Origin of the sequence: Streptomyces sp. CG4 (assembly GCF_041080655.1) — a bacterium.
Lineage (GTDB): Bacteria > Actinomycetota > Actinomycetes > Streptomycetales > Streptomycetaceae > Streptomyces.
In genome coordinates this window covers 720456-747135 of sequence record NZ_CP163525.1, presented here as the reverse complement: position 1 = coordinate 747135, position 26680 = coordinate 720456, and the positions used below count along the sequence as shown (strand labels likewise).

At 72.7% G+C, this 26680-nt stretch carries 23 protein-coding genes; 12 read left to right on the top strand and 11 right to left on the bottom strand.

Annotation, left to right across the window (positions count from 1 at the left end):
* Window positions 1-27: 27 nt before the first annotated feature.
* Together AB5L52_RS03390 and AB5L52_RS03385 are read left to right on the top strand one after the other, a co-directional pair.
* Complete coding sequence (locus AB5L52_RS03390) at window positions 28-924, top strand: carbohydrate ABC transporter permease (protein WP_351576657.1); 897 nt, start codon at window positions 28-30, stop codon at window positions 922-924.
* A 5-nt stretch (window positions 925-929) separates the two neighbouring features.
* Window positions 930-2759: a hypothetical protein gene (locus tag AB5L52_RS03385; RefSeq protein WP_369362582.1), complete on the top strand. Its 1830-nt coding sequence runs from the start codon at window positions 930-932 to the stop codon at window positions 2757-2759.
* Between the two features lie 12 nt (window positions 2760-2771).
* On the opposite strand, the gene AB5L52_RS03380 is transcribed toward AB5L52_RS03385, so the two are convergent.
* On the bottom strand, window positions 2772-3383 hold the full coding sequence (locus tag AB5L52_RS03380) for a hypothetical protein (protein ID WP_369362581.1): 612 nt from the start codon (window positions 3381-3383) through the stop codon (window positions 2772-2774).
* 15 nt (window positions 3384-3398) lie between these two features.
* The gene (locus tag AB5L52_RS03375; RefSeq protein WP_369362580.1) at window positions 3399-4067 is read right to left on the bottom strand and encodes a nucleoside/nucleotide kinase family protein; all 669 of its coding nucleotides are present in this window, start codon (window positions 4065-4067) and stop codon (window positions 3399-3401) included.
* A gap of 85 nt (window positions 4068-4152) precedes the next feature.
* Between AB5L52_RS03375 and AB5L52_RS03370 the strand changes: the two genes are divergently transcribed.
* Both AB5L52_RS03370 and AB5L52_RS03365 read left to right on the top strand, forming a co-directional pair.
* Window positions 4153-4893 carry a beta-phosphoglucomutase family hydrolase gene (locus AB5L52_RS03370; protein ID WP_351033324.1) on the top strand — a complete coding sequence of 247 codons (741 nt, stop codon included), beginning with the start codon at window positions 4153-4155 and terminating at the stop codon, window positions 4891-4893.
* Window positions 4890-7244, top strand: coding sequence for a glycoside hydrolase family 65 protein (locus AB5L52_RS03365; RefSeq protein ID WP_369362579.1), 2355 nt, complete (start codon window positions 4890-4892; stop codon window positions 7242-7244). Before AB5L52_RS03370 ends, AB5L52_RS03365 begins: the two co-directional genes overlap by 4 nt.
* Before the next feature lie 48 nt (window positions 7245-7292).
* On the opposite strand, the gene AB5L52_RS03360 is transcribed toward AB5L52_RS03365, so the two are convergent.
* Both AB5L52_RS03360 and AB5L52_RS03355 read right to left on the bottom strand, forming a co-directional pair.
* Entirely contained in the window at window positions 7293-8186 is an 894-nt protein-coding gene (locus tag AB5L52_RS03360) for a M48 family metalloprotease (protein ID WP_351576674.1), read from the bottom strand.
* The gene (locus AB5L52_RS03355; RefSeq protein WP_369362578.1) at window positions 8183-8566 is read right to left on the bottom strand and encodes a BlaI/MecI/CopY family transcriptional regulator; all 384 of its coding nucleotides are present in this window, start codon (window positions 8564-8566) and stop codon (window positions 8183-8185) included. Before AB5L52_RS03355 ends, AB5L52_RS03360 begins: the two co-directional genes overlap by 4 nt.
* A gap of 208 nt (window positions 8567-8774) precedes the next feature.
* Between AB5L52_RS03355 and AB5L52_RS03350 the strand changes: the two genes are divergently transcribed.
* The 3 genes from AB5L52_RS03350 (at window position 8775) to prcB (ending at window position 12136) form a co-directional block, all read left to right on the top strand.
* Window positions 8775-10259 carry a hypothetical protein gene (locus AB5L52_RS03350; RefSeq protein WP_369362577.1) on the top strand — a complete coding sequence of 495 codons (1485 nt, stop codon included), beginning with the start codon at window positions 8775-8777 and terminating at the stop codon, window positions 10257-10259.
* Entirely contained in the window at window positions 10256-11206 is a 951-nt protein-coding gene (locus AB5L52_RS03345; RefSeq protein WP_369362575.1) for a lysylphosphatidylglycerol synthase domain-containing protein, read from the top strand. The genes AB5L52_RS03350 and AB5L52_RS03345 overlap by 4 nt, the downstream gene beginning before the upstream one ends.
* A 75-nt stretch (window positions 11207-11281) precedes the next feature.
* The gene (gene prcB / locus AB5L52_RS03340; RefSeq protein ID WP_351576679.1) at window positions 11282-12136 is read left to right on the top strand and encodes a proteasome subunit beta; all 855 of its coding nucleotides are present in this window, start codon (window positions 11282-11284) and stop codon (window positions 12134-12136) included.
* Between the two features lie 569 nt (window positions 12137-12705).
* Here the strand turns inward: prcB and AB5L52_RS03335 are convergent.
* Genes AB5L52_RS03335 through AB5L52_RS03320 form a run of 4 tightly spaced genes read right to left on the bottom strand, consistent with a single transcriptional unit; the run spans window position 12706 to window position 15347 of the window.
* Window positions 12706-13371 (bottom strand): response regulator transcription factor, encoded by a 666-nt coding sequence (locus AB5L52_RS03335; RefSeq protein WP_351576682.1) that lies wholly within the window; start codon window positions 13369-13371, stop codon window positions 12706-12708.
* On the bottom strand, window positions 13325-14089 hold the full coding sequence (locus tag AB5L52_RS03330) for a phosphatase PAP2 family protein (RefSeq protein WP_369362574.1): 765 nt from the start codon (window positions 14087-14089) through the stop codon (window positions 13325-13327). Before AB5L52_RS03330 ends, AB5L52_RS03335 begins: the two co-directional genes overlap by 47 nt.
* The gene (locus AB5L52_RS03325) at window positions 14086-14688 is read right to left on the bottom strand and encodes a phosphatase PAP2 family protein (RefSeq protein WP_369362572.1); all 603 of its coding nucleotides are present in this window, start codon (window positions 14686-14688) and stop codon (window positions 14086-14088) included. Before AB5L52_RS03325 ends, AB5L52_RS03330 begins: the two co-directional genes overlap by 4 nt.
* On the bottom strand, window positions 14688-15347 hold the full coding sequence (locus AB5L52_RS03320; RefSeq protein WP_351032380.1) for a DedA family protein: 660 nt from the start codon (window positions 15345-15347) through the stop codon (window positions 14688-14690). The genes AB5L52_RS03325 and AB5L52_RS03320 overlap by 1 nt, the downstream gene beginning before the upstream one ends.
* 211 nt (window positions 15348-15558) lie before the next feature.
* Here AB5L52_RS03320 and efeU point away from each other — a divergent pair, with 211 nt between their 5' ends.
* From efeU to AB5L52_RS03305, 3 genes are all read left to right on the top strand, one after another.
* Complete coding sequence (efeU, locus tag AB5L52_RS03315) at window positions 15559-17589, top strand: iron uptake transporter permease EfeU (protein ID WP_369362571.1); 2031 nt, start codon at window positions 15559-15561, stop codon at window positions 17587-17589.
* Window positions 17590-17675: 86 nt separating this feature from the next.
* Window positions 17676-18947: an iron uptake transporter deferrochelatase/peroxidase subunit gene (efeB, locus tag AB5L52_RS03310; RefSeq protein ID WP_369362569.1), complete on the top strand. Its 1272-nt coding sequence runs from the start codon at window positions 17676-17678 to the stop codon at window positions 18945-18947.
* 209 nt (window positions 18948-19156) lie between these two features.
* Window positions 19157-20224: a HoxN/HupN/NixA family nickel/cobalt transporter gene (locus AB5L52_RS03305; protein ID WP_351032392.1), complete on the top strand. Its 1068-nt coding sequence runs from the start codon at window positions 19157-19159 to the stop codon at window positions 20222-20224.
* A 58-nt stretch (window positions 20225-20282) separates the two neighbouring features.
* Here AB5L52_RS03305 and sthA read toward each other — a convergent pair whose 3' ends face one another.
* Window positions 20283-21689 carry a Si-specific NAD(P)(+) transhydrogenase gene (gene sthA, locus AB5L52_RS03300; RefSeq protein WP_351032374.1) on the bottom strand — a complete coding sequence of 469 codons (1407 nt, stop codon included), beginning with the start codon at window positions 21687-21689 and terminating at the stop codon, window positions 20283-20285.
* A gap of 153 nt (window positions 21690-21842) precedes the next feature.
* Between sthA and AB5L52_RS03295 the strand changes: the two genes are divergently transcribed.
* A complete protein-coding gene (locus AB5L52_RS03295; protein ID WP_369362567.1) occupies window positions 21843-22976 on the top strand; it encodes a molybdopterin-dependent oxidoreductase in 1134 nt (377 codons plus the stop codon).
* 144 nt (window positions 22977-23120) lie between these two features.
* Here AB5L52_RS03295 and AB5L52_RS03290 read toward each other — a convergent pair whose 3' ends face one another.
* A complete protein-coding gene (locus tag AB5L52_RS03290; RefSeq protein ID WP_351032369.1) occupies window positions 23121-23327 on the bottom strand; it encodes a hypothetical protein in 207 nt (68 codons plus the stop codon).
* Window positions 23328-23470: 143 nt separating this feature from the next.
* Between AB5L52_RS03290 and AB5L52_RS03285 the strand changes: the two genes are divergently transcribed.
* A complete protein-coding gene (locus tag AB5L52_RS03285; protein ID WP_351032367.1) occupies window positions 23471-25312 on the top strand; it encodes a glycoside hydrolase family 15 protein in 1842 nt (613 codons plus the stop codon).
* A gap of 13 nt (window positions 25313-25325) precedes the next feature.
* Here the strand turns inward: AB5L52_RS03285 and AB5L52_RS03280 are convergent, their stop codons facing one another.
* Entirely contained in the window at window positions 25326-26645 is a 1320-nt protein-coding gene (locus tag AB5L52_RS03280) for a hypothetical protein (protein ID WP_369362566.1), read from the bottom strand.
* Window positions 26646-26680 lie beyond the last annotated feature (35 nt).

Sequence of the window (26680 nt, the reverse complement as noted above, 5' to 3'; positions counted from 1 at the left end):
CGAGGAGTCCGTCCGATCATGCCGATCATGTCCGCCATCACGCCGAGCGCTTCGCCGCTCCAGAAGCTCCGTTCGCTCGGTTCGGTCCGTTCGCTCCCCGGCCCCCGCCGCATCCTCCTGCACACCCTGCTGATCGGCGTCGCGCTCGTCATGCTCTACCCGCTGCTGTGGATGCTCAGCAGCTCCCTCAAGCCGGACACCGAGATCTTCACGCACCCCGGCCTGATCCCGAACGAACTGCACCCGCGGAACTACTCCGAGGGCTGGAGCGGCTCCGGAAACTCCTTCTCGCTCTACATCACCAACTCGCTGATCGTCACGATCGGCGCGGTAATCGGAAACGTCATCTCGTGCTCGCTGGCCGCCTATGCCTTCGCACGCTTCGAGTTCCGGGGCAAGAAGATCTGGTTCGGCCTGATGCTCGGCACGCTCATGCTGCCCCTGCAGGCCACGCTGATCCCGCAGTACACGATCTTCTACAACCTGACCTGGATCAACACCTTCCTGCCGCTGATCGTGCCGAAGTTCCTCGCCACGGACGCCTTCTTCATCTTCCTGATGGTGCAGTTCATCCGCTCCATCCCGCGCGAGCTGGACCAGGCCGCGATGATGGACGGCGCCAACCCGCTCCAGATCTACGTCAGGATCATCCTGCCGTTGATGAAGCCCGCCCTCGTCACCACCACCATCTTCACCTTCATCTGGACCTACGACGACTTCCTCAGCCAGCTCGTCTACCTCCAGCAGAACGCCCGCTTCACCGTCCCCCTCGGCCTCACCCTCTTCCTGGACAAGACCAGCGGCTCCTCCTACGGGGCGATGTTCGCCATGTCGACACTCGCCCTCGCCCCGACGCTCATCTGCTTCCTGGTCTTCCAGAAGAGACTGGTGGAAGGCCTGGCGACCACCGGAATGAAGGGCTGACCAGCGTGCATCTGCCCTACCAGTGCGGTCCGCTGCACGATCTGCCGGACACCCCGCAGGCGTACGACGCGGTCCTCGCCGACGTCACCGAGCAGGCCCTCGCCCGCATCACCCCCGAGGGCAGCCTCGAACACCCCGATGCCCACGACGACATCGGCGACACCTCCCTCGGCATCACCTCCCTGCTGGCTCTCGCCTGGCAGCGCGGAAAGGACCCCCGGCTCCCGGAGGCGGTCCGCCACAGCCTCGCCTTCCACCTGCGCGAGCGCGTGTACACCGAGGACAACCCCGGCTACCCGAACCTCAGGGCGGTCAACTCGGGCCTGCCGTATGCCCGTTACGTACTCGCCGCAGGCGCCCATCCGATCGGCGACTGGCCCAGCACCGTCTGGGCGCTGCTCCAGACGGTCAACGTCCTCGACGCGGCCGACGGCCTCCTGGACGACGAACAACGCACGGAACTACGGAAGTTGGCGCGCGGCTACTGGCGCTGGCTCACCGAGGCCACCTTCTTCAACCCGCAGCAGGCGGGCAACCAGGCCATCGGCTGCGTGGTCGGCGGCCTGATGCTGGCCCGCCACGTGCCCCCGGACGAGAGCGACCCGGTCCGCTCCCGTGCCCTCGCCCTGTACGCCGAGGAGATCCGCGCCCACCGGGTCCGTGACCGGGGTGCCCTGCTGCCGCCCGAGCACGGCGGCGCCTACGACAACAACTACGGCCCGATCTCCCTGTCCTTCCTGGCCCAGGCCCACCGGATCAGCGGCGAGGAGATGTTCGCCGAGGACGGCGACACCCTCGCCCGCTACCTCGACGCCCGCCTGACCTGCGGCGGCTACGACAACGGCGGCCCCCGCTACAGCGAACAGCACTCCGGCTTCGAATCCGTCCTGGGCCTGCGCTACTTCAGCGCCCGCATCGGCTCCGACCTCGGCCGCTACCGGGGCGACACCCGCTGGGGCCGGCACGCCGTCAGGCAAGACGGCGGGATCGACGGGCACTTCGCGTTCATGCTGGTCTGGCAGATCCAGGACACCACCCGCTGGCATCGCACCCCGTCGGCCCGGCCGGCCCGGCACCAGCTGCGCGCCGGCACGGTCTCGGTGGCCTTCGACAGCCGGATGACCCCCTCCCTGGTCGAGGCGGGCGGCACTTACCACCTGCCTGCCGCCGTGCGCCGCCAGCACGGATTCGGCCCGGTCACCGACGGCTTCCTGCTGTGCCGCCCGATGGGAGAGGTCCGGGTCGCGGACGTCCGTGCCGACGGGCTCGCGGCGAAGCTGGTGACCAAGCCGGTCGTCGGCCGCGACCACGTCCTGCGCCATGTGCGCTCGCTGTACGTCACCGACGGGACGCGCCTGTGGGTCACGGTCGCCGTGGAACGGCTCGACGGGGCGCCGTACCTGCTGTCCGGACTGCCGTACGCCGCCGACGACGGCGACCAGGTGCGCCGCAGTGCCGAGGGCGAGGTCACCTCGGCGGGCGGCCTGCGCCTCACCCACCCCACGCAGGCCGGCCCCGACCACTTCGACGCTCGCGCCGAACTCACCCAGGAACAGGCCGCGTTCACCCTCGCCGCCGACCCGCGCGGCTACGGCAACCCCGACGAGGGCTGGCGGCACCTGGTCTCCTCCAGCGCCCTGGAGGCCGATCCGGCACCGGGCGCGCCGGACGGGCTGCACGTGTTCGCCGTACGGTACGGTCCCGGCGGGGACTTCGCGCCCACTTTTGATCACGACGATCAGGGGCTGACGGTACACACCGAGGCGTTCACGGCGGTGGTCGGTGATCCGCCCGGGGACGCGCACGGCGAACCCCGGCTGACCCTGAGCCGCTGAACGCCCCACCGTTCAGATGGGCAGGCCGAGCAGCCCCCAGCCGCGCTGCTCGGCCGCACGCACCACCACGGCCCACTCCCGCAGCAGCACCGCGAACTCGTCGAAGTTCCCGATCCACCGGCCGGGTGCGGCGGCGTGCGTGTCGTACTCCTCGCGCAGGCCGTCCAGCAGCGGTTCGGCCTCGGACCAGTGGGCGGCCGGCTCGGACACGGTCGCGGGCGGGCAGACGAGCAGCAGCTTCGGCCGCCAGGGCGCCGGGTCCGCGGGGAACAGGCCGGGGTCCGCAGCGTCGTCGTCCTCGTCCGTGCCGTCGTCCCACACCCCCAGGCGGGCCAGGAAGGCGTCCAGGGCTCGGGCGAGCGCCGGAGCGGCGAACTGCCTTACGTCGTCCCAGGATTCACCGGCCCAGAAGTGCGGCTTGTACGAGCCCAAGGTGCTGTGGAACTCGTACCGGTCGGCCCAGGGGACCTCCGGCGAGGCGGGCCGCACCCAGCCCGTCTCGGGCTGCGCGTCCCAGTCGATGTCGGGACACGCCGCCTCGTACAGCGCGTCCTGCCGCTCGGCCGCCGGCGTCCGCTCCAGTCGCTCCCAGTCGAGCGCGAGCACGGTGATGTCCAACCCCATGAGAACGCAGGGTAGTCAGTCGTCCCCGTGCACCGTCGACCGGATTTCCGGGACCCCGCAGTCCACGACCAGGTCCGCCCGCCCCCGGGTCGTCGCGATCAGTTCGGCGTTGTGCTGGTCCGTGCCCAGGACCCAGGCCACGGCCGCCTCGTGATCCTTCCCGAACTCCTCGTGCCGGGCGATCAGCCGGCGGACCCGTTCGTCCTCGCACGTCTCGCAGAACCAGACCTCGTCCAGGCACGCCCGCACCCGCGCCCACGAACCCTCCGCCAGCAGAAGGTAGTTGCCCTCGGTGACCACGAGCCGGGCGGCCGGTGGTACCGGGATCACGCCGGCAAGGGGCTGCTCCAGCACCCGCTCGAAGCCGGGGGCGTAGACCACGTCCTCGGTGTCCTCGCGGAGCCGCCGCAGCAGTGCCGCATAGCCGGCCGCGTCGAAGGTGTCCGGCGCGCCCTTGCGGGACCGACGGCCCAGCCGGTCGAGTTCGACGTCGGCCAGGTGGAAGCCGTCCATGGGAACGTGCGCGACCCAGGGCGGCCCGTCGGCGTTCAGGGCCCGGACCAACTGCTCGGCGAGCGTCGTCTTGCCCGCGCCGGGGCTGCCCGCGATCCCGAGCACGGCACGCCGGCCGTCCCGGACGAGGCCACGGGCACGATCGAGAAGGTCGGTGAAGGTCAGTGGCACACAGCAGAGTGTGCCACCAGGAGTTCGCGCGGTGTGTGGCGTGTGCCACTCACTGGACGGCGCCCCATGGGGAACAGTGCTGGGTATGACTCAGCTCGGTCTGCCCGACGGAATCCAGGCCTGTCTGTTCGACCTCGACGGGGTCGTCACCAAGACGGCCGTCGTGCACGCGGCCGCCTGGAAGGAGGCGTTCGACGCGTTCCTGCGGGACTACGAGGGGGAACAGGCGCGGCCGTTCGACGCCGTCGCCGAGTACGACGAGTACGTCGACGGCCGCCCGCGCGCCGACGGCGTCCGCGCCTTCCTCGACTCGCGCGGTATCCAGCTGCCCGAGGGCACCCCCGAGGACCCGCCGGACGCCCACACCGTGCACGGCCTCGGCAACCGCAAGAACGCCCTGCTCCTGGCGAAGATCCACACCGGCGGTGTGGAGGCCTACGAGGGCACCCTGCGCTATCTGGAGGCGGTCCGCGCCGAGGGGCTGCGCACCGCGATCGTCTCCTCCAGCGCCAACTGCCAGGACGTGCTGCGCTCGGTCGGCGCCGAGCACCTCTTCGACGTACGGATCGACGGTGTGGTCGCCGCCGCACGGCGGCTGCCGGGCAAGCCGCACCCCGACACCTTCCTCGCCGCCGCCCACGATCTGGGCGTCGAACCCTCCCGGGCCGCCGTCTTCGAGGACGCGCTGGCCGGCATGGACGCGGGCCGCGCCGGCGGCTTCGGGTACGTGGTCGGGGTGGACCGCGTGGGCCAGAGCGACGCGCTGTACGCGCACGGCGCCACCATCGTGGTGCGGGACCTCGCCGAGCTGGGAGGCAAGCAGTGATCAGCGACCGGTCGTACAGCGTGGAGCCGTGGACCATACGGGAGACCGCCCTCGATCTCGGCGTCCTCGCCCAGAGCGAGTCGGTGTTCGCGCTGTCCAACGGGCACGTCGGCTGGCGCGGCAACCTCGACGAGGGCGAACCGCACGGATTGCCCGGCAGCTACCTCAACGGCGTGCACGAGGTGCACCCGCTGCCGTACGCGGAGGCGGGCTACGGCTACCCGGAGTCGGGCCAGACGGTCATCAACGTCACCAACGGCAAGGTGCTCCGGCTGCTCGTGGACGACGAGCCGTTCGACCTGCGCTACGGCCGGCTCGTCGCCCATGAGCGGGTCCTGGACCTGCGCCGCGGGGTCCTGGAGCGGACCTGCGAGTGGACCTCCCCGGCGGGCTCCACGGTCCGGGTGCGCTCGACCCGGCTGGTGTCGCTGACCCAGCGCGCGGTCGCCGCGGTGGCGTACGAGGTGGAGGCCGTCGGCTGCCGCAGCCGGGTGGTGATCCAGTCCGAGCTGGTCGCGGGCGAGACCCTGCCGGAGCCGAACGGCGACCCGCGCGCCGCCATGGCGCTGCAGTCGCCGCTGGAGCAGGAGGACCACTTCGCCTCCGGCAGCCGGCTACGGCTGGTGCACCGCACCCGGCGCAGCGGCCTCAGGGTGGCCGTGGCCGCCGACCACGTCGTCAGCGGCCCGGAGCGTACGACGACCCGCAGCGAGAGCGGCAGCGACGTGGCCCGGCTGACCGTCACCTCCGTACTGGAGCCCGGACAGACGCTGCGGGTGGAGAAGCTGGTCGCCCACGGCTGGTCCGGCACCCGCTCGCTGCCCGCGATGGCCGACCAGGTCGACGCCGCACTGGCCGCCGCCGCGCACGACGGCTGGCAGGGCCTGCTGGCCGACCAGCGGACCTGCCTGGACGACTTCTGGGCCCGCGCCGACGTCGAGGTGGAGGGCGACGAGGAGGTCCAGCAGGCGGTCCGCTTCGCCCTGTTCCACGTCCTGCAGGCCGGCAGCCGCGCCGAGCAGCGCGCGATTCCGGCGAAGGGCCTGACCGGCTCCGGCTACGACGGGCACGCCTTCTGGGACACCGAGATGTTCGTGCTGCCCGTGCTCACCTACACCGCCCCCGGAGCCGTCGCCGAGGCGCTGCGCTGGCGGTACAACACGCTGGACGAGGCCCGCGAGCGCGCGGCCCAACTCGGGCTCGCCGGCGCCGCGTTCCCCTGGCGGACCATCGCGGGACCGGAAGGCTCGGCGTACTGGCCGGCCGGCACCGCCGCCTTCCATGTGAACGCCGGCATCGCCGACGCGGTGGTCCGGTACGTCGAAGCCACCGAGGACACCGTCTTCGAACGCGAGGCCGGTGTGGAACTGCTGGTGGAGACGGCCCGGCTGTGGCGCTCGCTCGGCCACCACGACTCCCGCGGCGTCTTCCACATCGACGGCGTCACCGGCCCCGACGAGTACAGCGCGGTCGCCGACGACAACACGTACACCAACCTCATGGCCCGGCAGAACCTGCTCGCCGCGGCCGACGCCGTCGCACGCCATCCGCGCGAGGCGGCCCGGCTCGGCGTGGACGAGGAGGAGAGCGCGGCCTGGCGGGACGCCGCCGAGGCCATGCACGTCCCCTACAACGCCGAGCTCGGCGTCCACGAGCAGCACGCCGGATTCACCCGGTACCAGCGCTGGGACTTCGCCGCCACCCGCGCCGACCAGTACCCCCTGCTGTTGCACTTCCCCTACTTCGACCTCTACCGCAAGCAGGTGATCAAGCAGGCCGACCTGGTGCTGGCCATGTACACCTGCGGCGACTGGTTCGACGCGGAGCACGATGAGGAGCAGGTCGCCCGGAACTTCGCCTACTACGAGCCGCTGACCGTCCGGGACTCCTCCCTGTCGGCCTGCTGCCAGGCCGTCGTCGCCGCCCAGGCGGGCCATCCGGACCTCGCCTACGCCTACACCACCGAGGCGGCCCTGATGGATCTGCAGGACCTGGAGCACAACACCCGCGACGGACTGCACATCGCCTCCCTGGCCGGCACCTGGATGGCGCTGGTGGCGGGCTTCGGCGGGATGCGCCGCGACGGCGAACGGCTGCGGTTCGCGCCCCGCCTGCCCGAGCGGCTGAGCCGGCTCGCCTTCACCGTCGCGTTCCGCGGGCGGCGGCTGCGCGTGGACATCGGCGCGGACAAGGCGACGTACGCGCTGCTGGACGGGCCGCCGCTGACCCTGCGTCATCACGGGGAACCGCTGACGGTGAGCACCGAGGAGCCGGCCGTGCGGGCCGTACCGCCTGTCGTCCCCCGGCCCGACCCCGAGCAGCCCCTGCATCGGCCACCGAACGGCGGCTGACGAAAGCCGCGTTGTAGGTGCTGGTACGCAGGTGGTGCCGTCGGCTTCTCAGTGGGGCACGCCCGACAGCTGCCCCAGCAGGTCGCTCGTCGCGTCCGCCGCGAGCAACGTGGGCAGTGCGCCGAGGAGGAGGACCGCCGCCGCGGCCGGCCACAGTTGCGGTGGCGGGGTCGTCTGCAGGGCTGCGATCCGGCGGGTGACGGTACGGTCGGTGAAGTGCAGCGCGCAGGCGGTGCGGGCCCGGCCGGCGGTGAGGGCGGCCCGGGCCAGTGCCCGGGCGGCGGTGCGCCGGTCGCCGACCGTGGTCGCCGCCTGCTCGTCGGCCCACCGCTCCACGAGGAAGCCGACGGCCGTACGCACCGGTCCGAGCAGCGGGTCGGCCGCCGCGGCGAGCGTCGCCGCCGTGACCAACGGGCCGTGCCGGTGGGCGAGATGGGCGCGCTCGTGCGCGAGGAGCACCCGCCGCTCGGCGGGATCGAGGGCGCTCAGCATCGCCGAGGTGACCAGGATCCGGCCCGGCCGGCCCGGGATCGCGAACGCCTGCGGCACGTCGGAGGCGGCGACGATCAGTTCGCTGTCCGCCGGGTGCCCTGCGCACAGCCGGCGCAGCGTCCGCCGGGTGCACCGCTCGGTTCGTACGGCCCGGTACACCCGCAGGGCGATCGCCGCCAGTGCCAGACAGGCCGCCAGCCCGATCACCTCGGGCACCGGATCCGTGACCGTACGCCCGTTCTCCCGGGCCTCGCGGAGCACCGGCGGCGCGTCCCCGAGCAACGCGGTGGCCAGCAGGATCAGCGACCAGGTGGTGGCCGCGGCGGTCAGCACGGCCGCCGAGGTCAGCACGCGCACGGCGAGCGCCGGAGCGACGCGGCGGGCGATCACCGGCCCGAGTGCCGACAGCAGCAGGGACAGCACCAGCGGGCTGTACACGTCGAACCTCATGCGTCGCCTCCGGCGAGCAGTTGGCGCAGCGCCCGCTCCTCCTCGGGGCTCAGCCCGGTCACGAACTGCTGGAGCGTCGCGATCGGGTCCGGACCCCGGTCCAGGGCGTCGTGCATCGCCGCGGCGGTCAGCTCGGCCGCGTTCTTCGCCGGCCGGTACGCTCCGCGCCGCCCGTCGGCGTCTCGCAGCACCAGGCCCTTGTCGTAGAGGCGTTTGAGGATGGTGTGCACCGTGTTGTAGGCGAGCCCGCCGTCGATCTCAGCCTGGATCTCCGCCGGGGTCAGCGGCCGCTCGGTGGCCCACAGTGCGGCCAGCACCTCACTCTCCAGCTCACCGGCGCTGCGCCGCTCCGCCCTGCCGCGGGACCCTGTGCCAGCCATGCGCCAACCTTACAGCGCGTAGTGCCATGGGCCGGATGGCCCTGTCCGCCCGGCAGGAGACAGGAAATCGGGGTACTTTGTCGATGTTTTTCCCTCGGTTGGGCGGTGTGTTCGTGTTGCTCGGCGGTGTCTTCCCGGCTCCCGCCCTCAGCCCTACAAACTGTAGGGTGGCAGGGGTCCCGCACGCCGCGGGGGCAGAAGGGTGATGATGACCGGCAGCGTGCACGCCACACTCGCCGGGATGCGGCGCGAGCGCCCGCAGCGCGGTTTGGAGGGCGCCCGGGCCTCCCGTGCCACGGCCGCGCTCGCGGCGGTGGCGGCCGCCTTCACCCTGGCCCAACTGTTCCTCGTAGGGCCCGGCATGGGTCTCGGCTGGGACGAGACGGTGTACGTCAGCCAGGTCAGCGCCCACGCCCCCGCCGCCTTCTTCAGCGCACCCCGGGCGCGCGGCATCTCCCTGCTCGTCGCGCCCGTCACCGCCTGGTCCTCGTCCACCGCGCTGCTGCGGATCTACCTCGCGGTCCTGTCCGGCCTCGCTCTGTTCCTGGCCCTGCGCGCCTGGCGCGGCCTGTTCCCGGCCCGTGTCCTCGCCCTCGCCAGCGCCCTGTTCGCCTCCCTCTGGGTGACCCTGTTCTACGGCCCGCAGGCCATGCCCAACTACTGGGTCGCGGTGGGCGCCTCGGCCGCCGTCGCCTGTTTCCTGCAAGCCCGCGACGGAGCGGGGCGCCGGGCGTGGTGGGGTCTGGCGGCGAGTGCCGCGCTCATGGCGTGGATGCGGCCCACGGACGCCGTCTGGGCGGCGCTGCCGCTCCTCGCCCTCGGCCTCGCCCGCCGCCGCTGGCGGGCCCTCGCGGTGCTGCTCGCCGGGCTCGCGGCCGGCGCCGCCGAGTGGGTGATCGAGGCCTACGTCCGCTACGGCGGCCTGCTGCATCGTCTGTCCGTGGGCTCGGCGATCCAGGGCGGCCTCGGCTGGCACCTCGCCGTCACCGACCAGCTGCGCAGCCTCGGCGGCGAAACCCTGTGCCGGCCGTGCACCGGCCCTCTGCCCGATCCGGCGGTCACCGTCTGGTGGTTCACGCTGCCCGTGCTCGCCGCACTCGGGCTCGTCGTCGCGGTCCGCGCCCGGCGCCCGGCGGCCACGGCGCTCCCGCTCGCCTGCGCGGTGAGCGCGGCCTTCCCGTATCTGTTCCTCATCGGCTACGCGGCTCCCCGCTTCCTGCTTCCGGCCTACGCCCTGCTCGCGCTCCCGGTCGCCGACGCGCTCGGGCATCTCTTCACCGCCGCGCGCCGGCCCTGGCGCGCGCCCGTCACGACCCTGATCTGCCTCGGGCTCGCCGCCCATCTCGCGGTGCAGCTGGCCGTCCTCGTGCACACGGCGAACAGCACCACCACGGACCACCGCGCCTGGTCCCGCACGGCCTCCGACCTGCACCGGCTCGGCGTCCGCCCGCCCTGCCTGCTCACCGGGGACGACGCCATCCCCGTCGCCTTCTACACCGGTTGCTCCTCGGCCGCCACCGACGGGCCCAATGCCAACAGCACCGCGGACCGCATCGCCGGCACCGCCCGCAGCATGCCGGTCGCCACACTGGTACCCCCGGGCACCCGGCCGCCGTCGTACGCCCGCGACTGGCCCTCCGCGCTCCTCGACGGACAGCGGCTGTACCACTCCGTACCCGGGAGCGGCCGATGACGCCCCAGGGCACGGAACTCGCCGCATCCCCCGTCCGGCGCCGCGGCTACTGGCACGCCGGCGCCCTCCTCGCCGTCCTCCTCGGCGGCCTGTACCTGGCCCGCCGGCACTGGTCCGCCGTCGAGAGCGGCGCCGGACGGCTGGCCGGCGCCGACCAGGGGTGGCTGCTGCTCGGCGCGACGGCGGCCCTCGGCACCTGGGCGGCCTCGGCGCTCGCCCAGCAGGGTGCGGTCGTCCGGCGGCTGCCCGTACCCCGGCTCGTCGCCGCCCAGTTCGCCGCGTCCGCCGCGGGCCATCTGCTGCCCGCCGGGCTCGGCGCCGGCGCGGTGAACCTGCGGTTCCTGATGCGCTGCGGACTGCCCGCGGGCCGCTCGGCCAGCGCCGTCGCCGTCAAGGCCACCGCGGGCGGCGCCGTCCGCCTGGCGCTGATCGCACTGCTCACCCCGGTCTGCCCGGGCCTGCTGCAGGTGCCGCACCCGACCCCGGCGGCCCTCGCCGTCGCCCTGGGCGTCCTCGTGCTGCTCGGCGCCCTGCGGGCCACCCCCTGGTGGGCGCGCTGCCGGCTGGCCCTCGCGGTCGTCCTGGCCGACATCCGCGCCCTGCACGGCTGCCCCGCGCGAGCGGCGGCGCTGTGGGGCGGCTCCCTCGCCTTCGCCGCGCTGCACTGCCTGGTCCTCGTCTCCGTCACCCGGGCCGTCGCCCTGCCGCTGCCCCCGCTCCAGGTGGCCCTGCTGTTCCTCGCCGCCAGCAGCGCCGCCGCCCTGCTGCCCACCCCGGGCGGCCTCGGCTCCCTGGACGCGGCGCTCGCCCTCGCCCTCACCGTCGCCGGCGCCCCCGGCGCGGCCGCCGCCTCCGCCGTGCTCGGCTACCGGCTGCTGACCGTGTGGCTGCCGCTGCTTCCGGGCCTGCTGGTGCTCGGCGTGCTGGTGCGGCGCAAGGCCCTGTGAGAGACGGGGAGTTTCCCGCGTGCCCACCGCAGGTAGGAGTCGGGTGACTTGTGCCGTCAAAGGAGGGGGAGAACCATGTCGGGGAACGACACCGCGGGGCTGCCGAGCGAGGCGTTCTTCACGCCGGGGACGTCGTCCTTCACCGAGTTCCTGGCCGCGTACCGCCCAGGTCTGCTGCCCACCACGCCCACACTGCCCGACGGCATACGAGCGGCCCCCGACCGGTTCCCGCACGGCACCACCGTCCTCGCCCTCACCTACGGCGACGGCGTGCTGATCGCCGGCGACCGCCGGGCCACCATGGGCAACCTCATCGCCCAGCGCGACCTGGAGAAGGTGCACCCCACCGACGATTACACGGCCGTCGCCTTCGCCGGCACCGTCGGGCTCGCCGTCGACATGGTGCGGCTCTTCCAGGTGGAGCTGACGCATTTCGAGAAGATCGAAGGCATCCCGATGACCCTGGCCGGCAAAGCGACCCGGCTCGCGGCCATGATCCGGCAGAACCTCGCCCAGGCCATGCAGGGCCTCGCCGTCGTCCCGCTGCTCGCCGGATACGACCTCACCGCGGCCGAGGGCGAGGGCGGCCGCATCTTCGCCCTCGACGCGGCCGGCGGCCTCTACGAGAAGCGCGACTTCCACGCCGAGGGCTCCGGCTCCCCGTACGCCCGGGGCGCCCTGAAGAAGCTCTACCGGCCGGACCTCACCCGGCGCGAGGCCGCCCTCGCCGCGCTCCAGGCGCTGTACGACGCGGCGGACGAGGACTCGGCCACCGGCGGCCCCGACCTGACCCGCCGTATCTTCCCGGTCGTGTGCCTCATCACCGAGGACGGCTTCGAGCGGCTGTCCGAGACGGAGACCGAGGAGCTGAGCCGGGAGATGATCCTCCGGCGCGGCGAGCGCCCGGACGGCCCGCACGCCGCCCCCTGACCCCGCGGGCCGGTCGTGTGCGCTGGAACAAGGTGCCGGAAGTGACCGCCTGCTTCTGGGTGATCAAGGTGCTGTGCACCACGGTCGGCGGGACCGCCACCGGCCTGGCGAACGAGCAGGCCGGACCCGGGCTGACCGAAGTCCCGCTGCTGATGAGCGCGGTGGTCGCGAGGTCCAGCGCCGTGACCACGACGGCCCGCGCCGCCGCACCGGGCACCGGCGCCGCGTACAGCCGTACGGTGTCCGGCCGTGCACCGTGGCACGGCCGCGCCGGCCTGAGGCCGCTCCAGCGGCCGGCCCTCCGAGTAGATCCACGTGTTGGTGTCCAGCAGTCCGTCGCCGGCGGTCGCCGGCGCCCGTACTCTGCCGTGCCGGGTGTCGACGGCCGCCGCGCGGTTCTCGGCTCGTCGTCCGCGCTCCAGACGATGCCGGACCACCGTGTTGATGACCACGGTGAGGATCACCCTCAGCAGTGCGGCCGTGGCCAGGACGACCAGCGGGAGCCGGCCGCGCAGGGTGTGCGCGGCGTGAGACGAGTGACGAGGGGCGGGTCTGTGCGGGGACCACCCTTATGCCAGACGGTGCCCGATCCCGCGTGCGGTGGCGATGGTCCGCTCGCTGCCCGCCGCGCGCAGCTTGCGGCGCAGCCGGGTCAGGTACTGGTCCAGCGTGTTGTCGCTGACCTGTGCCCCCTCCGGCCAGCCCGCGCGGACCAGTTCGCGGCGGCGCACCAGTTCCCCGCCGGCCGCGCCGAGCGCCGCCAGCAGCCGGAACTCGGTCGGGCTCAGAGCGACGCGCCGGCCCTCCACGGTGGCGCTGTGCCGGACGGCGTCCAGCACCAGTCCGCCCGCCCCGGCGTCCGTGGCTGGGGGCACCGCCCGGCGCAGCGCGGCCCGCAGCCGGGCGGCCAGCTCGGCGAGGTGGAACGGCTTGGGCAGATAGTCGTCCCCACCGGCGGAGAAGCCCGACAGCCGGTCCGTCAGGCCGTGCCGCGCGGTCAGGAAGACGACCGGGGCGAGGAAGCCGCCCGCGCGCATCGCCTGGCACACGTCGCGGCCGTCGGCGTCGGGCAGGCCGACGTCCAGCACGACGGCCGACACGTCCGGTGTCGCCAGCCGCAGGGCCGTGGCGCCGTCACCGGCGCACACCGTGTCGAAGTCCTCGTCGTGCAGACCGCGGCGCAGCGCGTCACGAAGGGCGTGATCGTCCTCGACGATGAGGATCCTGGGGCGCATCTCTCTCCACCGGCCCGTCGGCCGTCTCGCTCGGATGGGGTGTGCCCGGCTCCGGGGCGTGGGGGACGCGGGGGACATCGCACTCGGGCAGCCACCGGGCCGCCGCGCCGACGCAGATTCCGAGCCAGCCGGCGGCGAACAGCCAGCCGCCGGCCACGTCGGAGAACCAGTGCACGCCCAGGAAGACCCGGGTCAGCCCGACCCCCGCCCCCCAGCAGGCGACCAGCAGACACAACACGGTCCGCCCGCGCGGGGCGCGCAGGCACAGGGCGGCGATCAGCAGGCCGGCCGTCAGCGCGGCCGTGGTGGCGTGACCGGAGGGGAACGACCAGCCGGAGGCCTGCGTCCGCCAGTCGTGTCCCGGCGGCCGGGGCCGGGCGACCAGCTCCATCACGCCGTAGCGCACCGCCTGGCCCGCACCGAGGCAGAGCGCGGCGAGCGGCCCGGCCACCAGCCGTCGGCGCCAGGTGCGCCCCGCGATCAGTCCGGCCACGACCACCAGGGCGTACGGCACGACGCCGGTGCCCGTGGCGGTCAGCCCGCGGGCCAGCGCCACCGCCTCCGGCGGGCGGTGCCCGACGGACCAGGACAGCAGGCCGTGGTCCAGATAGAGCGGGCCGCCCTGATCGCTCACCACCACGGCCGCCAGCACGGCGAACGCCATCCAGGCGCCGAGGGCCAGCGTCCCGGCCGTCTCCGTGACCCTGCCGCGGTTCATGACACCAGCAGGGCGCGCAGCCGGGTTCCCGAGAGCCGCTGCGGCAGGTCCTTCGGCAGCCGGCGCACGGCGGTCATCGCGAGGAACGCCACCGCCGCGCCGACCGCCGCCCCCGCGGCGACGTCGTGCGGATAGTGCACCCCGACCCACACCCGGGACGCCCCCATGGCGCCCGCGCACACGGCCGCCACCACGCCCAGCCGACGGGAGACGAAGAACAGCGCCACCGCCGCCGCGAAGGCGATCGCGGTGTGATTGCTCGGGAACGACCAGTCCCCGCGCGCGGGGCACGCTTCCAGCGTGCGGAAGGCCAGGCCCCGGCAGGGGCGGTCCTCCCGCACGAGCAGCTTCAGGCCGGAGTCCGCGGCGAAGGCGGCCAGCACGACCACCGGCACGGCCAGGGCCGTCACGGCCGCGTCCGCTCCCGCCCGGCGGGCCCGCCACCAGCCGACGAGCATGAGCAGGGCGAACACCGCCAGCCCGTACGCCGACCACACCGCCACGAGGCCGTCCAGCCAGGCGGGGGAGTGACGGGCGAGGTCCACCACGTGCCGATACAGCGGCCCGTCCACCGACGAGCCGGAGAGCGCCGTAAACATCAGCGGGCTTCCCTCGCGGCCCGGCGGGAGCGCATCACCTCGGCGGCGACCGGGATCAGCGAGACGACCACGATCAGCGCGATCACCGGCAGCAGGTACTTGTCGACGTTCGGGATCGAGGAGCCGAGCGCGTATCCGCCGAGGGTGAGACCGAGGCTCCACACGAGCCCGCCCGCCACCTGCCAGAGGGTGAAGGTCCGGGCCGGCACACCGAGCGCGCCCGCCATCGGGTTCAGCACCGTGCGCACCACCGGGACGAAGCGGGCCAGCACGATCGCCTTCGCGTGGCCGTACCGCTCCAGCAGCTCCTCGGCGCGCTCGGCGCCCTCGCGCAGCTTCGCCGACCGGGTGCGGGCGAGCAGCGCGCCGCCCGCCTTGCGGCCGATCAGGAATCCGCACTGCGAGCCGGCCAGCGCGCCGACGGCCGCCGCGACGAGCAGCGGACCGAGGGAGAGGTGCACCGTGCTGGTGGCGGACCCCGTGCACAGCAGGCCGGCGGTGAACAGCAGCGAGTCCCCGGGCAGGAAGAACCCGATCAGCAGGCCCGTCTCCGCGAAGAGCACCACGCCGACGCCGAGCACGCCGAATGCGGCGAGCAGGGAGTGGGCGTCGAGCACATTGACCGCGAGCTGCGACGCCAGGTGGGGGGAAGCGGTCATCGCCGTACGCCCTTTCCATCGACTTCCTCGACAAGATCCGACTACATATGTGTAGACGGTCTACGGAACCGTAGACGAACTCGGAGTGCCGATCGTCCCGTCCTTTGCCTTCCCATTACTACTTTGTGACCGATTGACTGCACGGCCGTCGTCATGATGGTCCGCGAAGGTAAGGCATGCCTTCGCTAAGTAACAGGGAGGGCAACAGGGCATGTGGGACGACGCGTTTCCGAGTTTCCTGATCGGACTCAGGGAGGGGCTCGAAGCCGGACTGATCGTCTCCATCCTGGTCGCCACCTTGGTGCGGGCCGAGGCACGCTCACGGCTGCCCCAGGTGTGGACCGGCGTCCTGGCCGCGATCGCGGTGGCGATGAGCTTCGGCGCGGTGCTCACCTTCACCGCCGCGTCCATGCCGCAGACCGCGCAGGAGGCGTTCGGCGGCATCCTCAGCGTGATCGCGGTGGCGTTCGTCACCGCCATGGTGTTCTGGATGCGCCGCTCGGCCCGCAGCCTCTCCGGTGAGCTGAAGGAGAAGGTGACCGGCGCCCTCGCCATGGGCTCCGGCGTGCTGATCCTGACCTCGTTCCTCGCGGTCGGCCGGGAGGGCCTGGAGACGGCCCTGTTCCTGTGGACCACCGCGCGAGCCGCCGGCGAGTCGGCCGGACCGCTCACCGGCGCCGGCATCGGCCTCGTCCTCGCGGCCGGCCTGTGCTGGGGCCTGTACCGGCGCGTCCTGAAGATCAACCTGACCAAGTTCTTCACCGCCACCGGCGCCGTCCTGATCGTCATCGCGGCCGGCGTCCTCGGCTACGGTCTGCGCGACCTCCAGGAGGGCGGCGTGCTGCCCGGCAAGACCGCCTACGCGGTCGACCTCGCAAGCAGTGTCGACGCCGGCTCCTGGTACAGCACCCTGATCCAGGGCGTCCTCAACCTCACCCCGACCATGACCTGGCTCCAGGTGGTGGCCTACGTCGCCTACCTGGCCGTCGTGATGACCCTGTTCGTGCGCGGCGTGCGGACCACCGCCCCGAAGCCGGCGAAGGAACGCCCCGCGGCCGAGCCGAAGGCGGTCCGGCCCGAACGGCGCCGGCCGGTCTGGGTGGTGCCGGCCGCCGTGGTCGCCGTACCCGCCGTGATCGCCGGACTCGTCGTCGCCTTCGCCCGGCCCAAGCCCGCCGGCGACCAGACCGTCGCCGTCTCCGAGACCGAGTGTGGCAAGGGCTTCACCGCACCCAAGCCGGGCCGGCAGACCTTCCAGATGAGGAACACCGGCGGCAAGACCTCCGAGGTGTACCTCATCGACCCGTCGACCAGCGCGGTCTACGGCGAGATCGAGGGCCTGGCCCCCGGCACCACCCGCGACCTCGTCGCCACCGTCTCCGGCGGCACCTACGCCTGGCGCTGCGTCCCCACCGACGGCAAGGCCGTCACCTCCAAGTCGGTCACCGTCACCGGCGGCGGCGCGGCAAAGCCGGTCGTCCCCGTCTCCGAACAGGACCTCGCCACCCCGCTGAAGGCCTACAAGGCGTACGTCGGCCAGGGCCTGACCACCCTGGTCGGCCAGACCCGCACCCTCGCCGACGACATCCAGGGCAACCACCTGGACAAGGCCCGCACCGACTGGCTCGCCGCCCACCGCACCTACTCCTCGCTCGGCGCCGCCTACGGCACCTTCGAGGACTTCGACAAGAAGATCAACGGCCGGGCCGACGGACTGCCGGACGGCGTCCAGGACAAGGACTTCGCCGGCTTCCACCGCATCGAGTACGGCCTGTGGCACGGCCAGTCGGCCCAGGACCTGACCGGCCCCGCCCAGCAGCTCGTCACCGACGCCGCGGGACTGCAGAAGGCCTTCCCGTCCCAGGACTTCGACCCCGGCGACCTCCCGCTGCGCGCACACGAGATCCTGGAGAACACCCTCCAGTTCGAGCTGACCGGCGACACCGACGAGGGCAGCGGCACGAACCTCGCCACCGCCGACGCCAACCTCGCCGGCACCCGCGAGCTGCTCACCGTCCTCAAGCCGCTGCTCAGCACCCGTGCGCCGAAGCTCCTCCCGACCGTCGACGCGGACATCGCCCGCGTGCAGAAGCTGCTGGACGCGGCCCACGACGGCGACCGCTGGACCGCCGTCGACAAGCTCGCCGCCGCCGACCGGCAGCGCCTGAACGGCGCCACCGGCCAGCTGCTGGAGGACCTCGCCCCGATCCCGGACCTCCTCGAGATCCGGAAGTCCGCCTGATGGGCCGGCCCGCAGAACGCTCGCCGGCCCATCCGGCAGACCGTCCGACGACCGCCGCTCACCCGCACTCCGAAGGGAACCCACCGATGTCTGCCGCCGACACGCCGACCTGCCCCGTCGGCCCCGCCCGCCGCTCCTTCGTGCGGACCGCACTGGGCGCCGGTGCCGCAGGAGCGGTCCTGGCCGGCGGCGGCTACGTGCTCGCGGACAGCGGCGGCACCGCCGAGGCCCAGCCCGCGAGCGCCGACGGCACCGCGAAGGTCTCCTTCCACGGCGCCCACCAGGCCGGCATCGTCACCCCGGCACCGGCCGCCGCCACCTTCGTCTCGCTGGACGTCATAGCCGACGACCGCGCGGGCCTGACCGACCTGCTGAAGACCATCACCGAGCGGGCCCGCTTCCTCACCTCCGGCGGCACCCCCACCGACCTGGGCGTCGGTGCGCCGCCCTCCGACAACGGCATCCTCGGCCCCGAGGTCCCCTCGGACGGCCTCACCGTCACCGTCGGCGTCGGCGCCTCCCTCTTCGACGACCGCTACGGCCTCGCCAAGGCCAGGCCCGCCCGGCTCACCCCGATGCGGACCTTCCCCAACGACAACCTGAACGCGGCCGAGTGCCACGGCGACCTGTCGCTGCAGATCTGCGCCCAGAGCCAGGACACCGTGCTGCACGCGCTGCGCGACATCGCCCGCCACACCCGCGGCGCCATGCAGATCAAATGGCGCATCGACGGCTTCCAGAACGCCCCGCGCCCCACCGGCGCCCAGCGCAACCTGCTCGGCTTCAAGGACGGCATCGCCAACCCCGACGTCACCTCCGCCCGGGAGACGAACAAGCTGATCTGGGTCGGCGACGGCCAGGGCGAACCGGCCTGGACCGCGGGCGGCAGCTACCAGGTCATCCGGATCATCCGGATGCTGGTCGAGTTCTGGGACCGGGTCTCGCTCACCGAGCAGGAGAAGATGTTCGGCCGCCGCAAGGACACCGGCGCCCCGCTCGACGGCGCCAAGGAGAGCGACGTCCCCAACTACGCCAAGGACCCGCACGGCACCGCGATCCCGGTGGACGCCCACATCCGCCTCGCCAACCCGCGCACCGAGAAGACCGACAGCTCCCGCATCCTGCGCCGCGGCTTCAACTACGACCGGGGCGTGGACAACGTCGGCAACCTCGACATGGGCCTGGTCTTCTGCTGCTACCAGCAGGATGTCAAGCGCCAGTTCGAGGCAGTGCAGACCCGGCTGATCGACGAGCCGCTGGTGGACTACATCTCGCCCACGGGCGGCGGCTACTTCTTCGCCCTGCCCGGCGTCCGGGACGGCAAGGACTGGCTCGGCCGGGGCATGCTCTCCGCCTGACGCCACCCGACGAACCAGAACAACCGTGGCAGGCCTTTCCCTCCCCTTGGGAAAGGTCTGCCGTTGCCTTTACCAGCCTCTTGCTGCACATGATTTGCAAGTACGGAAGGATTCCATAAAGCTGCGCTGTGCAGCCGTACCCGCACCACCGAAGGACGACCATCTCGATGACAGCCAACCGCTCGGCCTGGCACCGTGTCCGAGGCTCCATGACACGGCAGGAGTGGATCAGGGTCGGCGGGATGGCCGGCTTCGTGCTCGCCCTGCACCTCATCGGCTGGGGCACCCTGGTCGGCATCATCGCGCCGCAGCACTTCAGCGTCGGCAAGGAGTCCTTCGGCATCGGCATCGGCGTGACCGCCTACACCCTGGGCATGCGGCACGCCTTCGACGCCGACCACATCGCGGCCATCGACAACACCACCCGCAAGCTGATGGGCGAGGGGCAGCGCCCGCTGTCGGTCGGCTTCTGGTTCTCCCTCGGCCACTCCAGCATCGTCTTCGGCCTCGCCCTGCTGCTCTCGCTCGGCATGAAGACCCTGGCCGGACCGGTCCGCGACGACAACTCGCACCTGCACGAGGTCACCAGCCTGATCGGTACGACGGTCTCGGGCACGTTCCTCTACCTCATCGCCGGCATCAACCTCGTCATCCTGGCCGGCATCTGGAAGGTCTTCCGCCAGATGCGCTCCGGCGCCTACGACGAGGCCGCCCTGGAGACCCAGCTGAACAACCGCGGCTTCATGAACCGGCTGCTCAGCCGCGTCACCGGCTCGATCAGCAAGCCCTGGCAGATGTACCCGCTCGGCCTGCTGTTCGGCCTCGGCTTCGACACCGCCACGGAGATCGCCCTGCTGGTCCTCGCCGGCTCCGGCGCCGCCTCCGGCCTGCCCTGGTACGCCATCCTGACCCTGCCGGTGCTCTTCGCGGCCGGCATGTCGCTGCTCGACACCATCGACGGCTCGTTCATGAACTTCGCCTACGAGTGGGCGTTCTCCAAGCCGGTCCGCAAGGTCTACTACAACCTCACCATCACCGGCCTGTCCGTGGCCGTCGCCCTCATCATCGGCACCGTGGAACTCCTCGGCCTCCTCGCCGACAAGATGGGCCTGCACGGCGCCTTCTGGGACTGGATCTCCGGCCTCGACCTCAACACCGTCGGCTTCGTCATCGTCGGCCTGTTCTTCGCCACGTGGGCGATCGCCCTGCTGGTGTGGAAGGCGGGCCGCATCGAGGAGAAGTGGACGGCGGGCCTGGCGGAACAGTCGGCGGACTGATCTGCCGGCCGGCCCCAACTCACCCGCACCCGGCGACGGGGCACCACGCCCCACGGCTCTAATCCAGCCGGTCCACCTGGCGGAGTCGATTCGTCGCATCCAGCGCAGCGACCTTGTACGACTCCGCCAGCGTCGGATAGTTGAACACCGCGTTGACCAGATAGTCCACCGTCCCCCCGCACCCCATCACCGACTGCCCGATGTGAATCAGTTCCGTCGCACCCGAGCCGAAGCAGTGCACCCCGAGCAGCGTCCGGTCTGCGGGTGAGACCAGCAGTTTCAGCATGCCGTGCGAGTCCCCGATGATCTGCCCGCGGGCCAGCTCCCGGTACCGGGCCACGCCCACCTCGAACGGCACCCGGTCCTCGGTCAGCTGGTCCTCGGTCCGGCCGACGAAGCTGATCTCCGGGATGGTGTAGATGCCGATCGGCTGGAGATGGTGCATCCGCCCGGCCCGCTCCCCGCACGCGTGGTACGCGGCCGCACGGCCCTGCTCCATCGACGTCGCGGCGAGCGCCGGGAAGCCGATGACGTCACCGACGGCGTAGATGTGCGGCACCTGCGTGCGGTAGTGCTCGTCCACCTCGATCCGGCCGCGCGCGTCCGCCGCCAGCCCGGCCCTGTCCAGGCCGAGGTCGTCGGTGAGGCCCTGCCGGCCCGCCGAGTACATCACCGTGTCCGCGGGGATCTTCTTGCCGCTCTCCAGCACGGTCAGGGTGCCCCGCGGATGGCGCTCCACCGCGGCCACGGTCTCGCCGAACCGGAAGGTGACGGCCAGATCGCGCAGATGGTACTTGAGCGACTCCACGATCTCCACGTCGCACAGGTCCAGCATCCCGGGCCGCTTCTCCACCACGGTCACCTTGCTGCCCAGCGCGGCGAACATCGAGGCGTACTCCATGCCGATGACCCCCGCGCCGACGATCACCATGGACCGCGGCACCCGCTCCAGCGAGAGCACATTGTCGGAGTCCATGATCGTCCGCCCGTCGAACTCGACCGTGTCCGGGCGGGCCGGCCGGGTGCCGGTGGCGATGACGACGTGCCCGGCGCTCAGCAGCCGCTCCCGGCCCGAGAGCTCGGTCAGGGCGACGGTGTGCGGGTCGGCGAAGCGGGCCGTGCCGGAGTACACGGTCACGTGATTGCGGGTGAGCTGGCTGCGCACGACGTCCACCTCACGGCCGACGACGTGCTGGGTGCGCGCGGTCAGATCGGCGACGGTGATGTCGTCCTTCAGCCGGTAGCTCTGCCCGTACAGATCGCGCTGGGTGAGACCGGTGAGGTACAGCACCGCCTCGCGCAGGGTCTTGGAGGGAATGGTTCCGGTGTGCAGGGAGACCCCGCCCAGCATGTCGGGGCGGTCGACGACCGCGACCCGGCGGCCGAGCTTGGCCGCGGCGATGGCGGCCTTCTGGCCGCCGGGACCGGATCCGATGACGAGCATGTCGAAGTCGAAGTCGGGCACCCTCGGCAGTCTGGCAGTCCTCCGGTCCGCTCCGGAAGAGATCGCCGCCCTGGAAATCCCCCGATCCGCGCGGGAGTTGCCCCCGCCGCCCGCTCTCCTCGTCCCTCCGTGCCTCTTCTCGCCGAGCCGGGGTCCCGGGAGGACAATGGCGCCATGGGCCGGCGATCCGGCGATCCGAGCACCCCCGCCCGGCTGGCCGCTCCCGACGAGGGGATCGGCGCCGACGAACTCGCGCTCGCCACCCGCAACCACGGGCTGCCCCTGGAGGCGCTGCGGCACGACGTCACCCCGCCCGGACTGCATTACGTCCTCACCCACTACGACATCCCGTACGTGCCCAGCGCCGGCGCCTGGCGGCTGTCCGTCGACGGGCGGGTACGCGTCCCGCTCGACCTGTCCCTCGCCGACCTGCTGTCGTTCCCGCAGGTCACCACGCGGGTGACCCTGGAGTGCGCGGGCAACGGCCGGGCCCTGCTCACGCCCCGGCCGGTCAGCCAGCCCTGGCTGGTGGAGGCGGTCGGCACCGCCGACTGGACCGGCGTACCGCTGCGGCTGCTGCTGGCCGAGGCGGGCGCCGACCCGGCAGCCGTGGACGTCGTCTTCACCGGCGCCGACCACGGGGTGGAACGCGGGGTCGAACAGGACTACCAGCGCGCCCTGCCCCTGGCCGTGGCGGTGGCCGACGACCCTCAGGTGCTGGTCGCCACCGCCATGAACGGCGCGCCGCTGCCCCCGCAGCACGGCCGGCCCCTGCGCCTGATCGTGCCCGGCTGGTACGGCATGGCCCACGTGAAATGGCTGCGCTCGGTCACGGTGAGCGACGTACCGTTCACGGGCTTCCAGCACACGGTCGCCTATCGCATCCGGCGCAGCGCCGACGAGGAGGGCGAGCCGGTCACCCGTATCGCGCCGCGTGCCCTGCTCGTACCTCCGGGGTTTCCCGACTTCATGTCCCGCACGCGGGTGGTGCGGCCCGGACCGGTGACGCTGTTCGGCCGCGCCTGGTCCGGGCGGGCGCCCGTCTCCTCGGTGGAGGTCAGTACGGATCGCGGCGCCAGCTGGTCGCCGGCCGCTCTCGACCCGGTGCCGGAGGGGCACCGCTGGGCGTGGCGGGGCTGGCACTACGACTGGGCCCCGTCGCCCGGCGAGTACGGGGTGGGCGCGCGTGCGAGCGACGCCGCCGGTGGTACCCAGCCCCTCGGGCAGTGCTGGAACCGGGGTGGGTTCGCCAACAACGCGGTGCGTTTCGTGCGGGTGGTGTGTGTGGACGACGCCCCCTCGCCGTAGGGGATCAGCCGTACGGCGGGGTGTGCGGGTGGTGCGTGGTTGCCCGCGCCCCGCGGCGGAGCCGCATGTCACACACGGCCCCGCGCCCCTTGGGTCGGTCGTCCTGCCCCCGTTGAGATGGAGCCCCTGGTTCCCCGGACCGCCCTACGGCAGCAGCCGTTCGATGGCTGTCGGGCCCTCCTTCTCCATCTTGCGGCGTGCCCAGTCGAGGTTCTTCGGGGTGACGTCCCTGCCCGCCGCCATCAGATAGTCCTCCGCGGTGACATTCCGGGAGGGCGCGGAGTGGAGCAGGGCGTCCGGGGTGCAGTGGTCGTCGGACGACCTGGACTCGTCAGGTGTGGTTGTCGACATGATGCCTCCTCCTCGGTCCGGATGACCGCATCCGTGCCGGTGCCGCCGAACGGGGCACTCTCTCACCATTGCCCGCATCGGCGCGGCCTGCATCTTCAGGGGCATCATGGAAAGGTCTCGTACCGCTCACCGGGAGGCCGCCGATGGCCGAGACCCCGTTTCCCGAGGACGTCCGCCCCAGCCCCCGCTATCTGCCGATCGCCGAGCACGGACTCATCGGCGACCTGCGCAGCGTGGCCCTGGTCGGCACGAACGGCACCATCGACTGGTACTGCTGTCCGTCCTTCGACGCGCCCAGCGTCTTCGCGGCCGTCCTCGACGCCGAGCGCGGCGGCTCCTTCGAGCTGGCCGCCGCTGTACCCGCGCGGACCAAGCAGTTCTACTTCCCCGACACCAACGTACTGATCACCCGGTTCTTCACCGAGGACGGTGTGGGCGAGGTGCAGGACTTCATGCCGGTCAGCGGCGAGGAGGCAAGCCTGGAGGGCCGGCACCGGCTGATCCGACGCGTGGTGTGCATGCGCGGCACCGTGCCCTTCCGGGCGCTGATCGCCCCGCGCTTCAACTACGGCGCCGACCGGCACACCGTGCGCACCGTGGACGGCCTGGTCGTCTTCGAGTCCCCCAAGCTGTCCCTCGCCCTCACGACCACCGCCGCCGTGGAATGCGCCGGCCCGGACGCACGGGCCGACTTCAAGCTCAGCGAGGGCGAGACGGCCGTGTTCGCCCTGGACCAGGTCGGCGAGCGGATCGCCCCGCGCGGCTGCGCCCGCGCCGAGGCCGAGCACGAGTTCAACGCCACGGTCGCCTACTGGCGGCGCTGGCTGCGCCAGTCCCGCTACCGGGGCCGCTGGCGCGAGATGGTGCACCGCTCCGCCCTCACCCTGAAGCTGCTCACCTACGCCCCCACCGGCGCCATCGTCGCCGCCCCCACCACCAGCCTGCCCGAGCAGCTCGGCGGCGAGCGCAACTGGGACTACCGGTACGTGTGGGTGCGCGATGCCGCCTTCGCGGTGTACGCACTGCTGCGGCTCGGCTTCAGCGGCGAGGCCGCGGCGTTCATGCGCTTCCTCACCACCCATGTCAGCCCCTGCGACGGCACCGACGGCGCCCCGCCGCTGCAGATCATGTACGGCATCGACGGCCGCAGCGAGCTGCCCGAGCGCGTGCTGCCGCATCTGGAGGGCCATCTGGGCTCCGCCCCGGTCCGGGTCGGCAACGCCGCCGCCGACCAGCTCCAGCTGGACATATACGGCGCCCTGATCGACTCGATCTACCTCTACGACAAGTGGGCCGAGCCGATCTCCAGCAGCCAGTGGGACGACGTGTGCAAGGTGGTCGACTGGGTGTGCGCGCACTGGGACCAGCCCGACGAGGGCGTGTGGGAGACGCGCGGCGGCCGCCGGAACTTCACGTACTCGCGGCTGATGTGCTGGGTCGCCATCGAGCGGGCCATCCGGCTCGCCAACCGGCGCGGACTCCCCGCCGAACTGCTGCGCTGGCGGCAGGCCCGCGACTCCATCTACCGGCGGATCATGGACCGCGGCTGGTCCGAGCGGCGCGGCGCCTTCGTGCAGTACGAGGGCGGCGACGTACTGGACGCCTCCCTGCTGATGATGCCGCTCGGCAAGTTCGTCGCCCCCACCGACCCCAAGTGGCTGTCCACCCTGGACGCCCTCGCCGAGGACCTGGTCTCCGACTCCCTCGTCTACCGCTACGACCCGCAGGCCAGCCCCGACGGGCTCCGCGGCGACGAGGGCACCTTCTCCATCTGCTCCTTCTGGTACGTCGAGGCACTGGTGCGGGCCGGCCGGCTCGACGAGGCCCAGCTGGCCTTCGAGAAGATGCTCACCTACGCCAACCACCTCGGGCTGTACGCGGAGGAGATCGGCCGCACCGGCGAGCAACAGGGCAACTTCCCGCAGGCGTTCACCCATCTGGCCCTGATCAGCGCCGCGTTCAACCTCGACCGCGCCCTCGGCTGACCGCCGGCCCGGCTCAGGCGAACCGGGAGCTGGGCACGGGCCCGGCCGAGCGCACCCGCGACCGGTCGCCGCGCAGCCAGGTGCCCCCGACCGCCCCGGCGAACGCGGCGAACTCCCCGTCGCCGTCCGCCGGGCCCGCACCGTCCCCCGGATCGGCCTCCGGGGCGGCCGCCGTCACCTCGGCGGCGATCTCCGCCTCCGGACGGTCGTCCGCCGGGCCCCGCTCGACGCCGCCGTCCGCGCCCGGGCCCAGCTGCTCGCCCCACGGCGGCACCACCGTCTGGTGCAGCAGCGCGACGCTGTCCGCGATGATCGCGGGCGGGTCCGTCCAGCAGCTCGCGTGCGCGTGCAGCACCTGCCCGGGCACCCGCTCGAAGAGCTGCCCGATGATCTCCGGACCGCCGTCGTGCGCCGCAACACCGTCCAGGTCGTACGCCACGACCACCGTGTCCGGCCGGCCCGGCGCGAACGGCTCGGCCGGCAGACCCAGCACCTCGGCCGCGGCCAGGCCGAGGATCCGCGAGTCCCGGTCGGGCAGCAGCGACACCGACCGCGGTCGCACCCCTGCCGCCGCCAGCAGCGCGCGCAGCCGCAGCAGACCGCGCAGACAGCCGTCGGGGGTGTCCTGCAGCCAGGCGTAGCGGCCGTGCATGCCCGCGTCGAAGCCGTACGGCGACAGAGTGCCGAGGACCGTGCCGGCGATCACGTACTGCCAGCCGCGCAGATCGGTCAGGTCGAGCCGGGACACCCGCTCGGCGTCGGCCGCGCGTGCCAGGACCCGGTTCTGCCGCTCCCGCGCCGGCTGCCACTGCGCGTCCTCCGGGTCGGACAACAGCGCGTGCTGGCGCCGGGCCAGCTCCAGGTCACCCGCCAGAACGGCGTTGAACACCAGCAGATAGCGGTCCGGCCAGTCCACGAACGTCCCTTCGTGCCGGGCGAGTTCGGTCACCGCCTCGCGATGCCGGCCCTCGTGCTCGTACGCGGACACCAGCTCCCGCAGCGCCACCGGTGAACCGTCGCTGCGGCGCAGCGCCTCGCGGAGCGCGGGGACCGCCAGGTAGGCCACGTCGTGTTCGATGCACCAGTACCCGAAGTCGTAGAGGGCCTTGGGGCGTTCGGGCTCGGCGACGAGCGCGGCGGCGGCCTTCGCGAGGTCGTCGAAGCCCGCCGAACCGGCGGCCCGGCCCACCACCAGGGCCACCTCGCCGAGCGGCTGCTCCTCGCCGGCCACCCGCAACTGCCGCAGCGCACCGGGCACATCACCGGTGTCCAGGCACTCCCAGGCCGTGCGGAGACCGGGGGACTTCGGGCGGCGATTCCTGCGCGAGAACATGGCGGAGATCATCACCCGCCGGACGTCATGTCCTC

Bases quoted from the DNA above. Each gene is read 5' to 3' on its own strand.
- AB5L52_RS03390 (WP_351576657.1), top strand. From the start codon at position 28: ATGTCCGCCATCACGCCGAGCGCTTCGCCGCTCCAGAAGCTCCGTTCG.
- AB5L52_RS03380 (WP_369362581.1), bottom strand. From the start codon at position 3,383: ATGGGGTTGGACATCACCGTGCTCGCGCTCGACTGGGAGCGACTGGAG.
- AB5L52_RS03370 (WP_351033324.1), top strand. From the start codon at position 4,153: ATGACTCAGCTCGGTCTGCCCGACGGAATCCAGGCCTGTCTGTTCGAC.
- AB5L52_RS03360 (WP_351576674.1), bottom strand. From the start codon at position 8,186: ATGAGGTTCGACGTGTACAGCCCGCTGGTGCTGTCCCTGCTGCTGTCG.
- AB5L52_RS03355 (WP_369362578.1), bottom strand. From the start codon at position 8,566: ATGGCTGGCACAGGGTCCCGCGGCAGGGCGGAGCGGCGCAGCGCCGGT.
- AB5L52_RS03350 (WP_369362577.1), top strand. From the start codon at position 8,775: ATGACCGGCAGCGTGCACGCCACACTCGCCGGGATGCGGCGCGAGCGC.
- AB5L52_RS03345 (WP_369362575.1), top strand. From the start codon at position 10,256: ATGACGCCCCAGGGCACGGAACTCGCCGCATCCCCCGTCCGGCGCCGC.
- prcB (WP_351576679.1), top strand. From the start codon at position 11,282: ATGTCGGGGAACGACACCGCGGGGCTGCCGAGCGAGGCGTTCTTCACG.
- AB5L52_RS03335 (WP_351576682.1), bottom strand. From the start codon at position 13,371: ATGCGCCCCAGGATCCTCATCGTCGAGGACGATCACGCCCTTCGTGAC.
- AB5L52_RS03330 (WP_369362574.1), bottom strand. From the start codon at position 14,089: ATGAACCGCGGCAGGGTCACGGAGACGGCCGGGACGCTGGCCCTCGGC.
- AB5L52_RS03325 (WP_369362572.1), bottom strand. From the start codon at position 14,688: ATGTTTACGGCGCTCTCCGGCTCGTCGGTGGACGGGCCGCTGTATCGG.
- AB5L52_RS03320 (WP_351032380.1), bottom strand. From the start codon at position 15,347: ATGACCGCTTCCCCCCACCTGGCGTCGCAGCTCGCGGTCAATGTGCTC.
- efeU (WP_369362571.1), top strand. From the start codon at position 15,559: ATGTGGGACGACGCGTTTCCGAGTTTCCTGATCGGACTCAGGGAGGGG.
- efeB (WP_369362569.1), top strand. From the start codon at position 17,676: ATGTCTGCCGCCGACACGCCGACCTGCCCCGTCGGCCCCGCCCGCCGC.
- AB5L52_RS03305 (WP_351032392.1), top strand. From the start codon at position 19,157: ATGACACGGCAGGAGTGGATCAGGGTCGGCGGGATGGCCGGCTTCGTG.
- AB5L52_RS03295 (WP_369362567.1), top strand. From the start codon at position 21,843: ATGGGCCGGCGATCCGGCGATCCGAGCACCCCCGCCCGGCTGGCCGCT.
- AB5L52_RS03290 (WP_351032369.1), bottom strand. From the start codon at position 23,327: ATGTCGACAACCACACCTGACGAGTCCAGGTCGTCCGACGACCACTGC.
- AB5L52_RS03285 (WP_351032367.1), top strand. From the start codon at position 23,471: ATGGCCGAGACCCCGTTTCCCGAGGACGTCCGCCCCAGCCCCCGCTAT.
- AB5L52_RS03280 (WP_369362566.1), bottom strand. From the start codon at position 26,645: ATGTTCTCGCGCAGGAATCGCCGCCCGAAGTCCCCCGGTCTCCGCACG.